Genomic DNA, 15,547 nt, shown 5'->3' with positions numbered 1-15,547 from the left:
TGGTCAGCCCTTCACTCTAGCGCAAAGGACCTGGGCGGGCTCCGATCCCATGCCCCGCACAGAGGCATGGCAGGCCGCTTATCGTTGAGCCGGGCTGCTTATGCGGCCGGGTTTACATGTAATAGAGGGAATTTTTCTCTTTATTCGGTGCGGATGCTTCATTTGAAGAGAAATAATGGGAGATCATCCCGACCGGTCGTTCCGCACTTGGGGCCCGGTTATTTATTTCCGCTCCTTATGGAACCTATAAAATCATTTTCGTTGAAACTTAGACCTGATCATGATACGGTAGAAATCAATAACTTTTAAATAGCATAAGAATTGTCGGAAATACTTCTTACGGAGAAACGAGCGAGGTGCTTAGGTTGGTGCTGCAAGTCACGAACAGTCCGTTTGGGCAAGACCAGGTGGAGCTGCTGAACCGTCTGCTGCCCACTTTGACGGAAGGACAGCGAATATGGCTGAGCGGTTACTTGTCCGCTTTGCAGGGGCAGGGCGCAGGGATGCCCGCAGCGGCTGCGGCCGCGGGACAAACGGCGGTTCCGGCGGCGAGCGCGCCGGCCGTTCCCCAGGAAGCGACCGTGCTCTTCGGGTCGCAGACCGGGAACGCCCAGAAGCTGGCCAAGAAGTTCGCCGCGAAGCTGGAGGATCGGGGCGTTCAGGTGACGCTCTCTTCGATGGGCGACTTCAAGCCGAACACGCTGAAGAAGGTTCGGCAGTTGTTCATTCTGGTGAGCACGCAAGGGGAAGGCGATCCGCCGGACAATGCGATTTCCTTTTACGAATTCCTGCACAGCAAGCGGGCGCCGCAATTGGACGGCATGCCGTTCTCCGTGCTCGCGTTGGGCGATACTTCATACGAGTTCTTCTGCAAGATCGGCAAGGATTTCGACGAGCGGCTGAAAGCGCTGGGCGGCAAGCGGCTCGCTCCGCGCGTCGATTGCGACGTCGACTTCGAGGATGCGGCCGGCGAATGGATGGCGAGCGTGCTGTCCGCGCTCGCGGAATCGGCGGGAGCATCGGCGCCTGCGGGAGCAAGCGCAGCGGGAGACGCGGCGATCTCCGCCGGAGCCGAATCGGAATATTCCCGTTCCCGTCCGTTCCAGGCCGCGGTTCTGGAGAACCTCAATTTGAACGGACGCGGATCGGATCGGGAGACTCGTCACGTGGAGCTGTCGCTTGAAGGCTCCAACCTGCGTTACGAGCCGGGCGACAGTCTCGGCGTTTACCCGTCGAACCATCCTCGGTTGGTCGAGGAATTGATTGCGGAGCTCGGATTGAAAGCGGATGAGCCGGTGTCTCTGCCCAAGAGCGGAGAGAGCGTCTCCTTGCGCGAAGCGCTGACCGACCGGTTCGAGATCACCGTGCTGACGAAGCCGCTGATCGAGCAGGCGGCGCAGCTGTTCCCGGACAGCGGCGTGAAGGAACTGCTGGCGGCCGGCCGGGAGCAAGAGCTGCGGGAGTACGTCAAAGGCCGCGATCTGCTCGACCTCGTGCAGGATTACCGTCTGAAGGGCGCGTCCGCCCAAACGTTGATCTCGATCCTGCGGAAAATGCCGCCCCGGCTTTACTCGATCGCGAGCAGCCCGTCGGCGTATCCGGACGAAGTCCATCTAACCGTGCGCAAAGTCGCTTATGAGTCCTACGGGCGCATCCGTTACGGGGTCTGCTCGACGCAGCTGTCGGAGAGGCTGGAGATCGGCGGCTCGCTGCCGGTATTCGTGCAGGAGAACCCGAACTTCAAGCTTCCGGCCAATCCGGATACGCCGGTCATCATGATCGGTCCGGGCACGGGCGTCGCTCCGTTCCGCGCGTTCCTGGGCGAGCGGGAGGAGACGGGAGCGGAGGGCAAAACGTGGCTGTTCTACGGAGACCAGCACTTCGCCACCGACTTCCTGTACCAGATCGAATGGCAGCGCTGGCTGAAAGACGGCGTGCTGACGCGAATGGATGTCGCGTTCTCCCGCGATACGGATCGGAAAGTGTACGTGCAGCACCGGATGCTGGAGAAGAGCAAGGAGCTTTACCAATGGCTGCAGAACGGCGCGGCCGTATATGTATGCGGCGACGAGAAGAAGATGGCGCATGACGTGCATGCGGCGCTGCTCTCCATTCTGCGGCAAGAAGGCGGAATGAGCGAGGACGAGGCGGCGGACTACCTGACTCGTCTGCAGCAGGAGAAGCGTTACCAGCGGGACGTTTACTAAGTCCGCGGCCAAGACAGCGAGCCCGACAACCGATCCGTCAGCCTTCGGCTGGGCCGGCAACCGATCCATCAGCCTTCTGCTGACGATAACGGTTGCGGCCGGAGATAACGGTTGCGGGAAGGAGGAAGAGGAATGTCGGATAATAATTTATTGTCGCCGAACAGTGCGCCGCACAGCGACGTTGAAGATATCAAGCGCCGAAGCGACTATTTGCGTGGGACGCTGCGGGAGTCGCTCGAGGACCGGATTACCGGCTCGATCTCCGAGGACGACAACCGGCTGATGAAGTTCCACGGCAGCTACATGCAGGACGACCGCGACCTGCGCAACGAGCGGAGCAAGCAGAAGCTGGAGCCGGCTTACCAATTCATGGTGCGCGTGCGGGCGCCCGGCGGCGTTGTAACGCCGCAGCAATGGCTGATGATGGACCGGATCGCGCAGAAGTATGCCAACGACTCGATTCGCTTGACGACGCGGCAGTCGTTCCAGCTTCACGGCGTCATCAAGTGGAACATGAAGAGCGTCATTCAGGAAGTTCATCAGGAGCTGCTCAGCACGCTCGCGGCTTGCGGCGACGTCAACCGGAACGTCATGTGTAACCCGAACCCGTACCAGTCGGAGATTCACGAGCAGGTGTACGAGTGGGCCGAGAAGCTGAGCCGTCACCTGGAGCCGCGGACCCGGGCCTACCATGAGATCTGGCTGGACGAAGAGAAAGTCGCGGACAGCCGCGACGGGGAAGAGCAGGAGCCGATCTACGGCCCGGTTTACTTGCCGCGGAAGTTCAAGATCGGCATCGCGGTGCCTCCGGCCAACGAAGTGGACGTCTTCTCGCAGGATTTGGGCCTCATCGCGATTCACGAGAACGGGAAGCTGATCGGCTTCAACGTCGCGGTCGGCGGCGGCATGGGCATGACGCATGGAGATCCGAAGACGTATCCGCAAGTCGCTCGGGTCGTCGGCTTCGTCAAGCCGGAGCGGGTAGTCGACGTCGCGGAGAAGACGGTCACGATCCAACGGGACTACGGCGACCGTGCGGTGCGCAAGCATGCGCGCTTCAAATACACGATCGACGACCGCGGGATTGAGTGGTTCAAGGAGGAGCTGCACAAGCGTCTGGGTTGGGAGCTGGAGCCGGCCCGTCCGTACCATTTCGAGCATAACGGCGACCGGTACGGCTGGGCGAAGGGCAGCAACGGCAAATGGCACTTCACGCTGTTCATCCAGAACGGCCGGGTGAAGGATCAAGGCGATTACCGCCTCATGACCGGTCTGCGCGAGATCGCCAAAGCGCATACGGGCGATTTCCGGCTGACGCCGAACCAGAACCTGATTATCGGGAACGTCACGTCCCAGAAGAAAAAGAAAATCGAGCAACTGCTTGATGAATACAAGCTGACCGACGGAGCCGCTTACACCGCTCTGCGCCGGAACTCCATGGCCTGCGTGGCCTTTCCGACCTGCGGATTGGCGATGGCGGAGTCCGAGCGGTATCTGCCGACGCTGCTGGACAAGATCGATACGATTCTCGACGAGGCGGGCCTCCGCGAGGAAGAGATCGTCGTCCGCATGACCGGCTGCCCGAACGGCTGCGCGCGGCCGGCGCTGGCGGAGATGTCGTTCATTGGCAAGGCGCCGGGCAAGTACAACATGTACCTGGGCGGCGGGTTTACCGGCGAACGGCTCAACAAGCTGTATCGCGAGAATATCGGGGAGTCCGAAATTTTGGGCGAGCTGAAGCCGATTCTGAACCGGTACGCGAAGGAACGGGACGAAGGCGAGCATTTCGGCGACTTCTGCATCCGCGCCGGATACGTCAAGGAAGTTCATAACGGACTCGATTTTCACGCTTGATCATCCAAGAAACAGACGATCGCTAGCTTGGCGAAGTCTGTTTCTTTTTATATGTTTGTTTAATAAACAAACAAAGTTCAAGACGCCTGAGCAGCCATCACGCTTATCAACTTCGAGTCTGGGAGGAATGGAGATGAACGAAGCGTTGCTGGAAAAAGGGCTTGAGATCATTTCCCAATGCAAAAGTCGGACGGGCGATATCTGGGAAGCGCACATAGGCGCCGCCGCGATCGCCGGCTTTTTCCTGGCGCGCGATCATGCGGAATCGCCGGAAGCCGCCCGCCGAATCGCGGCCCAGGCCGAAGCGATGGCGGCCCTTCAGGCTAGTGGCTTTTCGGAGGACGCCTCCGGGGAAAAGACGGATTTCGCGATCGCCTCCGGACTCATCTTGGAGGCGTTGGACGCTTCGATCGACGGGCTCCACTGGGTCGGACACCATGTCATTTATTCCTCGGCAAGCCTGTTGGCCCTGCGCGAACTCGGGAGCTGGGGCTCCCGTGCGGACATCGAAGGCATCGTCGATCTGATCCGCTCGTTCAAGAACACGCCGCCCGGCCGGTCCTGGCTCGGGTATTCCGCTTCCGAAGTGAAGAAGCTGGAGATTGAAGCGGAGGACCGGATCCCCGAAATTGCCGGCGCCGACCAGCTGTCCGCGTTCGTCATCGGGGAACTGGCCTCTTTCGTTGCGATTTACAGGGCGGAAGCGCATCACGACCTGATCGGCCACCTGCTGACTTTCTCGCATGCGTTGAACGTGCTGGACGATCTCGGACATCCGGACATGTTCCGCCGCGGCCTTCCCGCGCTGCTGAAGCTGGCGAAGGCGCTGCGCCGCAGCCGCGATCTCGACCCGGAGCGTCCGCTTTCCCTGCGCTCGCCCGTCGACCGCTTGCCTCTCGTCAGAGCCCCTCGCTCCGAACGGCTGCCGGCCGAAGCCGAATATTGGGATCGGGACTATTCCGCCGAGCACTGGGATTTCGGCCATGCGTTCAAATTCCCTTTCAGCTTCTATGACCACCTTCGCCGGGTTTCCCATCCTCCGGCCGCCGCGGTCGAGAACTTCCGATACATCATTCTGTCCGAATGAGCGGAGAGGGAGGAGGCATGGAACCAGTTCACGTTTCGCAATTCGTCAACAGCTCATTAATCGCCGTCGGGAACAGCGGCTTGGAGATCTCCAGAATCGCCTTGGCGTAGTCCCGGATTTCCTGCTGGGCGTCATGCTCCAGGCGCTGGTTAAGGAAATGGGCGACCGATTGCAAGGAAGCGGTCCAGTACCAACGCACGTACAGCCCATAGGCCGCGAGGAACAACCTCGCCTGCTCGGCGCATATACCGTCGGCCAGCGCAGCCTCGTATTTTTGCAGTCCGAGTTCGGTGTAAGCCATCAGTTCGTGCGTATACTTCTCTCCGAGCTCCCAGGCGACGGCTGCTCCGCTGCCCTGCTTGGAGTGGTTCGGTTTGCCGCGCCATTCGCCGGCTTCGGGAATATGAAAGACCGGCTCTTCGGTCACGTAACGACGGCTGGATTCGTTCCACGCTTCCAGACTGTCTCCCGTACCTTCATAATGTGCCGAGCCAATAACGTATTTCCACCACTGCCTGGCAACTAGAAGCGGTGCGTAAATCTCGAATTGCAGGATGGCGTGCCGAAAAGGCGACGTATGCCCCTCCCGAGCCAGGAATTTGATGAGCCTGACGTCCTTGTCCGACAGCGCATCGGATTGCTTGGCGTACGACACCCGGGCTGCGTTGACCACCGTCAGGTCGCTTCCCATATGGCTTACCAGCCGGACGTAGCCTTTATCCAAAACATCGATGCGAGACAACGAGGTTCCCCCTTTCATGAAGAAGAATGTTGACCATTCGCGGCCGCAAGTCGTTCTTGGCGACGAAGACCGGGTTTCCGGTCGGATCGTAGCAATAGGCGATGGGGATCGACACTCCCGAATCCCCGTAAGAGCCGTCGGCATGGCTGGCGCCGATGACGACGGTCCGATAGTCCGCGGCAATCCGGTGCGCCGTTTCCGTTCATTCGGCGAATGGTTCCTCGCTGAACATCCCCACGCCGATCGGGTGAACAAGCACATCCAAGTCCGCCGCCTCCGCTCCTTGAACCCCCTGCAGAACAAGCTCGTCGCAGAGAAGGTGCCCGATCCGGAGACCTTCAATCTCTGCAACAGAGATGGAGCTGTACTTGGGGCGGTCTACGACGACGTCGCCGCCGCGGTCGATGAGAATCGCCCGGTCCTTCGGCCGTTCCCGGAGATTTCTGTAACCGCCAGCGAGGTTTGTACGGTAACGGCGAGCCGACTCGCGGGCTTGCTCGACATTCTCGTTCAAGTACCCTTCCGGTAAAACCGCAAGGTCAACCTCGGAATGGAAGGACAGCGCGTCCTCCAACTGTTCGAGCGACGATTCCAGTTTAGGTTGCGGCACGAGCAAATTCATGACATTCCTCCCCCCAGCCCATCGTAGCATCCCATGGAAAAAACGGGCAAAGCGCAAAAACAAACGTTCGTATTCGAGGGGATCCGCGGCAGGGAAGAGGGGACAAGCTTTCAACCTTTTTTCAGGAACGGCGATCTCCCTGAATCTCTTTCGGACGGGGGCAGGCACAGTTGGGTATAAAAAAGAGCCCCAATCGGACGCAGCCGATTGGGGGCGGGCAGAGAGCGACGTTACAAAGCGCCCGCGTCCCGAGCCGTGTAGAACGTCGGAAAGATGTGGCGGAAGCCCAGCTCGTCCCGAATCTTTGTCGTGTCCGCGATCATGAACCACGGATCGAGCGCCGGCGTTGCTTCCGTCGGCTGGGGAACGGCCTGGCCATGCAGGCGGAACAGCTCGGCGGCGGTGAGGGGCGCGTCGTCCGCGACGTTGTAGATTTGGCCGTCGATGCCCGCGGCGGAGGCGACAAGAAGCAGCGCTTGGCCGACATCCGCATGGTGGATCATTTGCAGCCGCTGGGCCGGATGCCAGCCGCGCATGACGCGCAGATAATCGACTGCATGGGGATCGCCTTCTCCATACACGAACGCCAGACGCAGGATGCGAAGGCCCAGATTCCGCTCACGGTACAGCCGGAGCAGCGCCTCTTCTGCGGCCACCTTCGACCGGGGGTAGGTGAAGGGCGGCCGAAGCTCGTCTTCTTCGCGGCCTGGCGCCGGCCGGCTCCCGGAGCCGTACACCAGGTTCGTGCTCGCCAGCACGAATCGGGGCACATTCGCCTGCAGCGCCGCCTCCGCCAGAATGACGCTGGCGTCGATATTGGCCCGCTGCGCAGTCGCTTCGTCCACGCCGCCGTGGAGCTGCGCAGCCAGGTGAACGACGGTATCGGCGCCTTGCAGCGTATCGGCCCAGCCGCCCGGTTCCAGAAGATCGCCTTCGACCGGTTCCGCTCCCATTCGGCGCAGCGGCTCCGCTCTCCCGGCGTCCCTTACCAATGCGGTTACGCGATGGCCGCGCTGCAGCAAACGCGGAACAAATCGGCTGCCGACTTTGCCGGTCGCTCCCGTTACCCATATCTTCATGTGGATCGACTCCTTTTGCGAGGGTGGAATGCTATACTGGCAGTATGACAAAAAGGAAAGCCCGCTGCCTTTCTGCGCGTAACGTACGACTGGCAGTGTCAGGATAAAGGAGGGCCTTGGATGGAAGAGACGTCGGCGCGCGGATTGCTGGGCGAGTTTTTGCGGGCGCACCGGGAGCGGCTGACGCCGGAAGAAGCAGGCTTGCCTTCATACGGCCGCCGCCGCACGCCCGGGCTCCGGCGGGAGGAAGTCGCCCAGCTCGCGCATATCGGAACGTCCTGGTACACCTCTCTCGAGCAGGGCAGGGACGTGAATCCATCGGCCGAGGTGCTGGATAGCCTGGCGGCCGCCCTGCGCTTGAACGAGGAGGAGCGCCGCTATCTTCACCGGCTGGCCAAACCGGACGAGCCTCCCCGGGAGAACCTGCCGGCGGAAAAGAGCGCCGGTCTTGCGCGCGCGGTGTTCGCGCTGGATCCGAATCCCGCCCTGCTGATGGCGCGGGATTGGGACCTGCTTCGCTGGAATCGGGCGGCCGAACGGGTGTTTCGGCTTCCGGCGTTCGCTCCGGGCATGTCCGGGCGCCCGAATTGGCTGCGGCGCTTTCTGGCGGACCCTACGGTTCGGAGGATCAATCCCGATTGGGAAGACAAGGCTCGAATTCTGATCGCGCGCTTCCGGGCGGACTTTGCCCGTTATCCGAACGATGTGCGCTTCCGGGAGCTGGTGGAAGAATTCACGCGGACCAGCGAGCTGTTTCGCCTTGCCTGGCCCCGCCATGCTGTCGAAGCCGCGGTCGATTGCCACAAGCGCTGGCGCGATCCGGAGATCGGGGAGATGGAATTCGAGCAGGTAACCCTGCAGCCGCCCGACCGGCCCGATTTGAAGCTCGTCATCTATTCCGCTTCGCCGGATACGGCGGAGGGAATCGAGCGGGCGATCGGCCCGAGAAGGTTTTTGGAAAATAGCGGCGAATGATCTTGCAGAACCAACCGAAAATAATTTTTAAAAAAATGTTCTTGATGTGTCGATTTGGCTGAAGTCTGTTCGTCGCATGAATAGAAGCCCGGGAAGAAGGGCTGACCAAACCCGCTCGAGAGGAGCCATTCAGATGCAATTTATGATGATCGTCAAGGCCACGAAGGATTCCGAGGCAGGCAAGCCGCCAAGCTTGGAGCTGATCAACGCGATGATGAAGTACAACGAGGAGCTGGCCAAGGCCGGCGTACTGGTGGCGGGCCAAGGGCTCCACCCGAGCTCCGACTCGATTCGCATCTCGTATCCCGAACCCGGAGGAAAGCCGAAGGTGACGGACGGTCCGTTCACGGAATCGAAGGAGCTGATCGCCGGGTTCACGATCATCGAGGTGAGCTCGCGGGAAGAGGCGATCGAGTGGGCGATGCGCATGCCGGACCCGCATGGCTTCGGCGAAGGGCAGATCGAGCTGCGCCAGATTTTCGAACCGGAAGAGCTGACCCAGGACCCGGAAGCGCTGGCGAAGGAAGCCGCGCTCCGCGAGCGGGTTGAACGTTCGAGAAAAGCGTGACGGCGATCGATGCCCACCGCACGATCGACGCCATTTGGCGGATCGAATCGACGAGGCTGATCGCGGGCCTGGCCCGGATGGTAAGGGACGTCGGCTTGGCCGAAGATTTGGCGCAGGATGCGCTCCTGATCGCGCTGGAGAAATGGCCGGAGACCGGCATCCCGGACAAGCCGGGCGCGTGGCTGATGGCCGCCGCCAAGCGGCGGGCGATCGATCAGATGCGCCGCAAAAAAAGGCTCGAACGCAAGTACGAGGAGCTGGGCCGGGAGAGCGAAAGCAACGTCGAGCCGTCCGAATTCGACGCGGTTCTGGAAGGGGATATCGGCGACGATATTCTTCGGCTGATTTTCACGACCTGCCACCCGATTCTCTCCTCCGACGCCCGCGTGGCGCTGACGCTCCGGCTGCTCGGAGGGCTGACGACGCAAGAGATCGCGCGGGCGTTTCTCGTGCCCGAGCCGACCGTCGCCCAGCGAATCGTCCGGGCGAAGCGGACGCTGGCGGAGGCGCGAGTTCCGTTCGAGATGCCCGAGGGGGCCGACCGGGAGGCGCGGCTGGCGTCCGTGCTCGAAGTGATCTACCTGATGTTCAACGAAGGATACGTCGCGACGTCCGGCGGAAGCTGGCTGAAGCCGACTCTTTGCTTCGAAGCGCTGAGGCTGGGAAGAATTCTGGCCGCCGCCGCGCCCGATGAGCCGGAGGTTCACGGATTGGTGGCGCTGATGGAGATTCAATCCTCCCGCTTCAAAGCGCGGGTCGGCCCGACCGGGGAACCGATCCTGCTCATGGACCAGAACCGCGGTCAGTGGGACCATCTGCTGATCCGCCGCGGTCTGGCCGCGCTCGAGCGGGCGGAGAAGCTCGGCCGGCCCTTCGGCCCGTATGCGCTGCAGGCGGCGATCGCCGCCTGCCACGCCCGGGCGGGCACCGCCGGCGAGACCAACTGGATTCGCATCGCGGCGCTGTACGATGCGCTCTCCCGGGTGGCGCCCTCGCCCGTCGTGGAGATCAACCGGGCCGTCGCGCTGTCCATGGCGTTCGGCCCGGAGGTCGGGCTGGAAGTCGTCGACGCGCTGGCGGCCGAGCCCTCTCTCAAGGAGTACCCTCTGCTGCCCGGCGTTCGCGGCGATCTGCTCGCGAAGCTGGGACGCAACGAGGAAGCGAGCGGGGAGTTCCTTCGCGCCGCGGAGTTGACGCGCAACGAGCGGGAGCGCGGCATTCTGCTGAAGCGCGCCGCCGAGTGCGGCGGATATGATGAGATTCCGGATTCGGAGGAGAAGCAGTCATGAAGATCGCGCATTCTCAAGACGGCACGAAGATCGCATACGAAGTTCAGGGTAGCGGCCCGCCGCTCATTCTGGTCGACGGCGCCCTCTGCAGCCGGACGAACGGGCCCAACGGCGCGCTTGCGGCTCTTCTTCGGGAGCGGTTTACCGTCTATACGTACGATCGGAGAGGAAGAGGCGACAGCGGGGACACGGCTCCTTACGCGATCGAACGCGAGGTGGAGGATCTCGCGGCGCTCATCGCGGAGGCCGGCGGTTCGGCGGATGTCTACGGCATCTCCTCGGGGGCGGCCCTCGTTCTGGAAGCGGCGGCCCGGCTTCCTTCCATTCGGAAGATCGCGCTGTACGAAGCGCCGTTCATCGTGGACGGCACCCGCCGGCCCGTGGCGGGAGACTATTTGAGCCGCATGGAGAGCCATCTTGCGTCCGGCCGCCGCGGCGCGGCTGTTAAGCAGTTCATGCGGCAGGGAGTCGGCGTGCCCGCTCCGTTCGTGGCCATGATGCAGCTGATGCCGGCCTGGCCGAAGCTGAAAGCGGTCGCGCATACGCTCCCTTACGATACGCTGCTGACGATCGATAGTCAGCAGGGCCGAGCTTTTCCCGCCGGCCGCTGGTCGAACGTGAAGATTCCCGCGCTGGTCGCGACGGGCGGGAAAAGTCCGGCCTGGATGCGAAACGCGATGCGTGCGCTCGCGGACGCCGTGCCGGGGGCGAAATTTCAGACGCTGGAAGGCCAGACGCATATCGTGAAGCCGGCTGCGCTCGCTCCGATACTGACGGAATTTTTCGCTCGTTAGGGCGCGGGGGGGACGAAAAGGCGGAGTTAGTCTGAAAACAGATCAAAAGCTGCGTACGCGGGGCGAGGATGACGAAGTTAGTCTGATAACAGATCAAAAGCTGCGTGTACGGGGTGAGAAAGGCAGAGTTAATCTGAAAACAGACTAAAAAGTTTTTTTCGAGGCTTCGGAGGGCGGAGTTAGTCTGAAATCCGATCAAAAGCTGTGTATGCGGGGCGAGGATGACGAAGTTAGTCTGAAATCAAACCATCATGCCAAAGGAGGTTCACCATCATGAAATTTCAAGCGGTTCTGAAGCAAAACGGCAAGACGGCGACCGGCATCGAAGTGCCGGAAGAGGTAATCGCCGCGCTTGGATCGGGCAAGAAGCCCGCGGTTCGCGTCAAGATCGGGAGCTATAGCTATCGCTCTACGGTGGGCGTGATGGGCGGGCAATCCATGATCCCCGTCAGCGCGGAGCACCGCAAGGGCGCCGGAATCGCGGCCGGCGACGAGTTGACGGTCGAGCTCGAACTCGATACCGAGCCGCGCGAGCTCGTGCTGCCGGACGATTTCAAGCAAGCGCTGGCCCAGGACGCGGCGGCGGAGAGGTTCTTCGAAGGGTTGTCCTACAGCAACAAACGCCGGCTGGTACTGCCGATCGAGGGAGCCAAAGCCGCCGAAACCCGGCAGCGCCGGATCGAGAAGACCGTCGGCCTTCTTCGGGAAGGAAGGACGGAATAGCCGCAGCGAGCTCTTCCCGCCGGGGCAAGAGCTCTATTTTTTGGCGTAACTCGTGTCGAACAATTGGGCGCGTAGAACGTCCATGGCGCGGTCGATGGCTTTCAGCCCTTCCTCGGGGACGGTCCGGATCCGTTCCTCAAACCGGCTATGGATCCGCCGGAAAATATCGTCCATCATTCGCTGCCCTTCCGGCGAAAGGCGAATATACTGCTTGCGCTGATCTTCGGCGGCGATCGATTTCTCGCACAAATTTTTCTCGGTCAGCTTCTTCAGCTCGCGGCTCGTATTCGGCATGGACATATGCTGGCAATCGCTGATCTCGCTAAGGGTAACCGGCTGATGCACCGCGATATATTCCAGAATGCCGTACTGAACCGGCGTAACGGAGCCAAGGGGCAGGTCTTTGGTCAATTCGTGCTTCACTTGATGCACGGCGGCGGTAAAATCCACCAGCTTGCGAAAGAACGCTTCCTGATCCATCCCAATCACCTCTTGACCCCACGATAACAAACCCCTTATCAGAAAACAATTATCATTTGACAACATAAAAAGGTCGTGCTACCCTTTTGTTATCAAATGATAAGGAAAGAGGGGCCGCCATGAACGTCCTGCTGGTCTACACGCATCCGAATCACCAGAGTCTGAGCTACGCCTTTTTGCAGAAAGTGATTCAAGGGAGCCGGGACAATCCCCGCATCACGGAGATCGAGGTGCTGGACTTGTATGAGGAAGGATTCGATCCCGTCCTCGTCTTTAACGAGAACAAACGCAGGAGGGACATGCACGCCGATCCCCGGCTGGAGAAGCATCGGCAGCAGCTGCTGCGCGCCGATCTGATCGTGTTCGTCTATCCGATCTGGTGGGGGCGGCCGCCGGCCATGCTGCTCGGCTACATCGACCAGATGTTCGCGGCCGGCTTCGCTTACCGGGATCGCGGCGGCCTATTCCCGGAAGGTCTGCTCAAGGGCAAGTCGGTCGTCTGCATCTCTACGATGAAAGGGCCCGCCCGCTACCCTCTGCTGTGGCTGCACGACGCCCACAAGGTGCTGATGCGCAAAGCGCTCTTCCGGTTCGTGGGCATCAAGAAGGTGAAGTTCTTCGAATTCGGCAGCATGGAGAGCCCGAAAGGCAGGCACGAGAAGAAGCTGGAGCGGGTCTACCGGCATTTTCAAAGCTTGGCTCGCTAAATCGGCCGAACCTGAACCTCATACTTCATAGCCAGCTCCCGAACTTGCCGTTTCAGCTCTTCGATCAACTCCGGCGGCCCGAGAAGGGTAGCGTGGCTACCGTAGCTAAGGACGTTCTGCAGCGCACGGTCCAGGGAAGAGTAAGGAGCCTTGACGCTCAGCGTTCCGTCCGGATTTTCCGTCACCTGTCCGAAGCCGAATTCGTCCCGCACCCGCGTTTTGACTTTCGGTCCGAATCGCAGCTCCGCTACGACTTTGGAGAAGTCCGCCCGGCTCATGAACTGCTCTTCGACGTCTTGAAGCGTATAGGCGCGGCGGACGAACGTCTCCGGCAGAACGCGAAGCTTCAGCATGCGCGTCAGCCGGAACACGCGAATATCGGAGCGGGTAAGGCAATAGGCGTAGAGATACCATACATATCCCTTCAGAAAAAGCCCCATCGGCTCGACCGTCCGCTCCGTCTCCGTCCCCTTGTTGTCCAAATATTCGAAGCGAACGAGGTGCAGCTCCCGGATCGCTTGATGAAGCGGCCCCATCTTCTCCTTGTCGCTGGGCGTCGGGGAGAAGTCCATATCGATCGGCATGTCTTGGCCCGCCGAGCCGGAGGTGCGGGGCATCAAGGCGCCGATCTTCTCCAGCAGCTCGTCGAGATTCGGGTTGTCCGTCGCGGAGCGGGTGCCACGCAAAGCCGAAAAGATCGCGGAGAAGTCGTCCAGAGAGAGCATCTGCCTATCGATGCGGAAGCCCGCCATAATCTCGTATCCTCCATCCGAACCGGGAAAAGAAACGATCGGAATGCCGGCTTGGTTGATCGATTCCATATCCCGGTAGATCGTGCGCAGCGAGACCTCGAACCGTTCGGCCAGTTCGGTCGCGCTGACGCGTGGCTGATTGAGCAAGGTCATCGTAATGGCGAGCAGCCGGTCCAGCTTCAAGGGATATTCCCTCCGTTCTTGTCGCGAAAGGTGAGGAGTTCGCCGCGGCGAACCCTCCTTCTTTTTCGACGGCGGACCGGCTTCGTCCTGCTTGCGCTCAGGTTAACGGAAGCGGCGGAAAAAGGTTCGGATATCGGGGGCCAGCAAATCCGGCGCGTCCATCGCGGCGAAGTGGGTGCCCCGGTCGAATTCCGACCAATGAACCACGTTGGCGTTGTCGCGAAGGGCGAACCGCTTGATCGACTTGAAGTCTTGGCCGCAAACCGCCACGCCGGTCGGCGCCGCGTTCCGGGCTTGCGGATCCTGCTCGGGGTTATGGGCGTTCTCGTAGTAGATCCGCGCGGACGACTCGGCGGTGTTGGTCAGCCAGTAGAGCATCACGTTCGTGAGCAAGGCGTCGCGGTCGATCGCATCCACATGGTCGCCGAACCCGTTGAACAGCTCCGCGATCCAAGTCAGTTGGCCGGCCGGCGAGTCGGACAGACCGAAGGACAGTGTCTGAGGGCGCGTCGATTGGATGACGTTGAAGCCGGCGCGCTCTTGGAAGTTCCCGAGGAATTGCAGCCGCGCCATTTCGTCGGCGGACAGATCGGCCATCTCGGCCGGATCGCCGGAAGGGAACGAGAACAGCTGCAGCACGTGGAGGCCGACCAGCCCTTCCGGCCGTTGGATTCCCAGCTCGCGCGACACCATCGCCCCGAGGTCGCTGCCATGGGTGCCGAACCGGTCGTATCCAAGCCGCTTCATTAATTCCGTCCAGGCTCTGGCGATGCGGGAGATGTTCCAGCCGCCTTCGAGGCCGGAGCCGGAGAAGCCGAAGCCGGGGACGGAGGGGATGACGAGATGGAACGCGTCGGCGGGGTCGCCTCCGTACGAGCGCGGATCGGCGAGCGGTCCGATCAGATCGAGGAACTCGACGATCGAGCTCGGCCAGCCGTGCGTCAGCAGCAGCGGGAGCGCGTTCGGCTCGGGCGAACGGACATGGATGAAGTGAATGTCGGCGCCGTCGATCGTCGTCCGGAACTGATGCAGCTCGTTCAGACGGGCTTCGTGCTTGCGCCAGTCGTAGCCGTCCTGCCAGTAAGCGGCGAGTTCCTGGACATACGCCAGCGGAACGCCGTACTTCCAGCCGGAGCCCTGCAGCGGGTTCGGCCAGCGGGTCCGGGACAGGCGGCTCTTCAGATCGTCCAGGTCGGCTTGCGGGATCGAGATGCGGAACGGACGGATTTCGGCGGATGCCGTTGCGTTTGCATTGGCGGCGGCGTTTGCGTTCAATTGAGTCATGGATAGGGCCTCCTTGGATTTGAGGAAGTGGATTGGCGTTCTTTACACTTCTCATTCTAAGGGGCCGACCCTGACAGCATCCTGTCAGGGTCGGAGAAGGGTGCTATCTTTTTTTTCACAACGACGGCTCATATGCATGCCCAATTCACAGGGCTTACCTGCCAGCCGGTACGCTAACGATGCAAATCATCGTATCAAGAG

At 61.2% G+C, this 15,547-nt stretch carries 15 protein-coding genes; 9 read left to right on the top strand and 6 right to left on the bottom strand.

The features are described 5' to 3' along the window. Positions 1-365 precede the first annotated feature (365 nt). From H7C18_RS20140 to H7C18_RS20130, 3 genes are all read left to right on the top strand, one after another. Positions 366-2,207: an assimilatory sulfite reductase (NADPH) flavoprotein subunit gene (locus H7C18_RS20140; RefSeq protein ID WP_185130902.1), complete on the top strand. Its 1,842-nt coding sequence runs from the start codon at positions 366-368 to the stop codon at positions 2,205-2,207. A 132-nt stretch (positions 2,208-2,339) separates the two neighbouring features. After that, entirely contained in the window at positions 2,340-4,061 is a 1,722-nt protein-coding gene (cysI, locus tag H7C18_RS20135) for an assimilatory sulfite reductase (NADPH) hemoprotein subunit (protein WP_185130876.1), read from the top strand. A gap of 133 nt (positions 4,062-4,194) precedes the next feature. Then, positions 4,195-5,148 (top strand): hypothetical protein, encoded by a 954-nt coding sequence (locus H7C18_RS20130; RefSeq protein ID WP_238357823.1) that lies wholly within the window; start codon positions 4,195-4,197, stop codon positions 5,146-5,148. Between the two features lie 28 nt (positions 5,149-5,176). Here the strand turns inward: H7C18_RS20130 and thyX are convergent, their stop codons facing one another. The 3 genes from thyX to H7C18_RS20115 form a co-directional block, all read right to left on the bottom strand. Then, a complete protein-coding gene (thyX, locus tag H7C18_RS20125; protein WP_185130874.1) occupies positions 5,177-5,890 on the bottom strand; it encodes an FAD-dependent thymidylate synthase in 714 nt (237 codons plus the stop codon). Between the two features lie 202 nt (positions 5,891-6,092). Next, positions 6,093-6,512 carry a hypothetical protein gene (locus tag H7C18_RS20120; RefSeq protein ID WP_185130873.1) on the bottom strand — a complete coding sequence of 140 codons (420 nt, stop codon included), beginning with the start codon at positions 6,510-6,512 and terminating at the stop codon, positions 6,093-6,095. Positions 6,513-6,742: 230 nt separating this feature from the next. After that, positions 6,743-7,591, bottom strand: coding sequence for an NAD-dependent epimerase/dehydratase family protein (locus H7C18_RS20115; protein WP_185130872.1), 849 nt, complete (start codon positions 7,589-7,591; stop codon positions 6,743-6,745). A 120-nt stretch (positions 7,592-7,711) separates the two neighbouring features. Between H7C18_RS20115 and H7C18_RS20110 the strand changes: the two genes are divergently transcribed. The 5 genes from H7C18_RS20110 to H7C18_RS20090 all read left to right on the top strand — a co-directional run bounded on the left by H7C18_RS20110 (position 7,712) and on the right by H7C18_RS20090 (position 11,940). Then, positions 7,712-8,566 carry a helix-turn-helix transcriptional regulator gene (locus H7C18_RS20110; RefSeq protein ID WP_185130871.1) on the top strand — a complete coding sequence of 285 codons (855 nt, stop codon included), beginning with the start codon at positions 7,712-7,714 and terminating at the stop codon, positions 8,564-8,566. Between the two features lie 133 nt (positions 8,567-8,699). Further along, positions 8,700-9,134 (top strand): YciI family protein, encoded by a 435-nt coding sequence (locus H7C18_RS20105; protein WP_185130870.1) that lies wholly within the window; start codon positions 8,700-8,702, stop codon positions 9,132-9,134. Further along, positions 9,131-10,423: a sigma-70 family RNA polymerase sigma factor gene (locus H7C18_RS20100; protein WP_185130869.1), complete on the top strand. Its 1,293-nt coding sequence runs from the start codon at positions 9,131-9,133 to the stop codon at positions 10,421-10,423. Before H7C18_RS20105 ends, H7C18_RS20100 begins: the two co-directional genes overlap by 4 nt. Beyond that, on the top strand, positions 10,420-11,217 hold the full coding sequence (locus H7C18_RS20095; RefSeq protein WP_185130868.1) for an alpha/beta fold hydrolase: 798 nt from the start codon (positions 10,420-10,422) through the stop codon (positions 11,215-11,217). Before H7C18_RS20100 ends, H7C18_RS20095 begins: the two co-directional genes overlap by 4 nt. A 273-nt stretch (positions 11,218-11,490) precedes the next feature. Beyond that, on the top strand, positions 11,491-11,940 hold the full coding sequence (locus H7C18_RS20090) for a YdeI/OmpD-associated family protein (RefSeq protein WP_185130867.1): 450 nt from the start codon (positions 11,491-11,493) through the stop codon (positions 11,938-11,940). A gap of 33 nt (positions 11,941-11,973) precedes the next feature. Here the strand turns inward: H7C18_RS20090 and H7C18_RS20085 are convergent, their stop codons facing one another. Then, on the bottom strand, positions 11,974-12,420 hold the full coding sequence (locus H7C18_RS20085; RefSeq protein WP_185130866.1) for a MarR family winged helix-turn-helix transcriptional regulator: 447 nt from the start codon (positions 12,418-12,420) through the stop codon (positions 11,974-11,976). Positions 12,421-12,539: 119 nt separating this feature from the next. Between H7C18_RS20085 and H7C18_RS20080 the strand changes: the two genes are divergently transcribed. After that, on the top strand, positions 12,540-13,127 hold the full coding sequence (locus H7C18_RS20080; RefSeq protein ID WP_185130865.1) for an NAD(P)H-dependent oxidoreductase: 588 nt from the start codon (positions 12,540-12,542) through the stop codon (positions 13,125-13,127). Here the strand turns inward: H7C18_RS20080 and H7C18_RS20075 are convergent. Together H7C18_RS20075 and H7C18_RS20070 are read right to left on the bottom strand one after the other, a co-directional pair. Next, positions 13,124-14,062 carry a helix-turn-helix transcriptional regulator gene (locus H7C18_RS20075; protein ID WP_185130864.1) on the bottom strand — a complete coding sequence of 313 codons (939 nt, stop codon included), beginning with the start codon at positions 14,060-14,062 and terminating at the stop codon, positions 13,124-13,126. The two genes, H7C18_RS20080 and H7C18_RS20075, sit on opposite strands and share 4 nt — an antisense overlap. A gap of 102 nt (positions 14,063-14,164) precedes the next feature. After that, positions 14,165-15,346, bottom strand: coding sequence for an epoxide hydrolase family protein (locus H7C18_RS20070; RefSeq protein WP_185130863.1), 1,182 nt, complete (start codon positions 15,344-15,346; stop codon positions 14,165-14,167). Between the last annotated feature and the right edge of the window lie 201 nt (positions 15,347-15,547).

Source organism: Cohnella zeiphila, from assembly GCF_014212055.1.
Lineage (GTDB): Bacteria > Bacillota > Bacilli > Paenibacillales > Paenibacillaceae > Cohnella > Cohnella zeiphila.
The sequence above is the reverse complement of the archived record's forward strand: the minus strand, read 5'-3'. Positions and strand labels throughout refer to the sequence as shown.

Excerpts from the sequence above, each read along its gene's own strand:
- cysI (WP_185130876.1), top strand. The coding sequence starts at position 2,340 with ATGTCGGATAATAATTTATTGTCGCCGAACAGTGCGCCGCACAGCGAC.
- H7C18_RS20130 (WP_238357823.1), top strand. The coding sequence starts at position 4,195 with ATGAACGAAGCGTTGCTGGAAAAAGGGCTTGAGATCATTTCCCAATGC.
- H7C18_RS20120 (WP_185130873.1), bottom strand. The coding sequence starts at position 6,512 with ATGAATTTGCTCGTGCCGCAACCTAAACTGGAATCGTCGCTCGAACAG.
- H7C18_RS20115 (WP_185130872.1), bottom strand. The coding sequence starts at position 7,591 with ATGAAGATATGGGTAACGGGAGCGACCGGCAAAGTCGGCAGCCGATTT.
- H7C18_RS20110 (WP_185130871.1), top strand. The coding sequence starts at position 7,712 with ATGGAAGAGACGTCGGCGCGCGGATTGCTGGGCGAGTTTTTGCGGGCG.
- H7C18_RS20105 (WP_185130870.1), top strand. The coding sequence starts at position 8,700 with ATGCAATTTATGATGATCGTCAAGGCCACGAAGGATTCCGAGGCAGGC.
- H7C18_RS20095 (WP_185130868.1), top strand. The coding sequence starts at position 10,420 with ATGAAGATCGCGCATTCTCAAGACGGCACGAAGATCGCATACGAAGTT.
- H7C18_RS20090 (WP_185130867.1), top strand. The coding sequence starts at position 11,491 with ATGAAATTTCAAGCGGTTCTGAAGCAAAACGGCAAGACGGCGACCGGC.
- H7C18_RS20085 (WP_185130866.1), bottom strand. The coding sequence starts at position 12,420 with ATGGATCAGGAAGCGTTCTTTCGCAAGCTGGTGGATTTTACCGCCGCC.
- H7C18_RS20080 (WP_185130865.1), top strand. The coding sequence starts at position 12,540 with ATGAACGTCCTGCTGGTCTACACGCATCCGAATCACCAGAGTCTGAGC.
- H7C18_RS20070 (WP_185130863.1), bottom strand. The coding sequence starts at position 15,346 with ATGACTCAATTGAACGCAAACGCCGCCGCCAATGCAAACGCAACGGCA.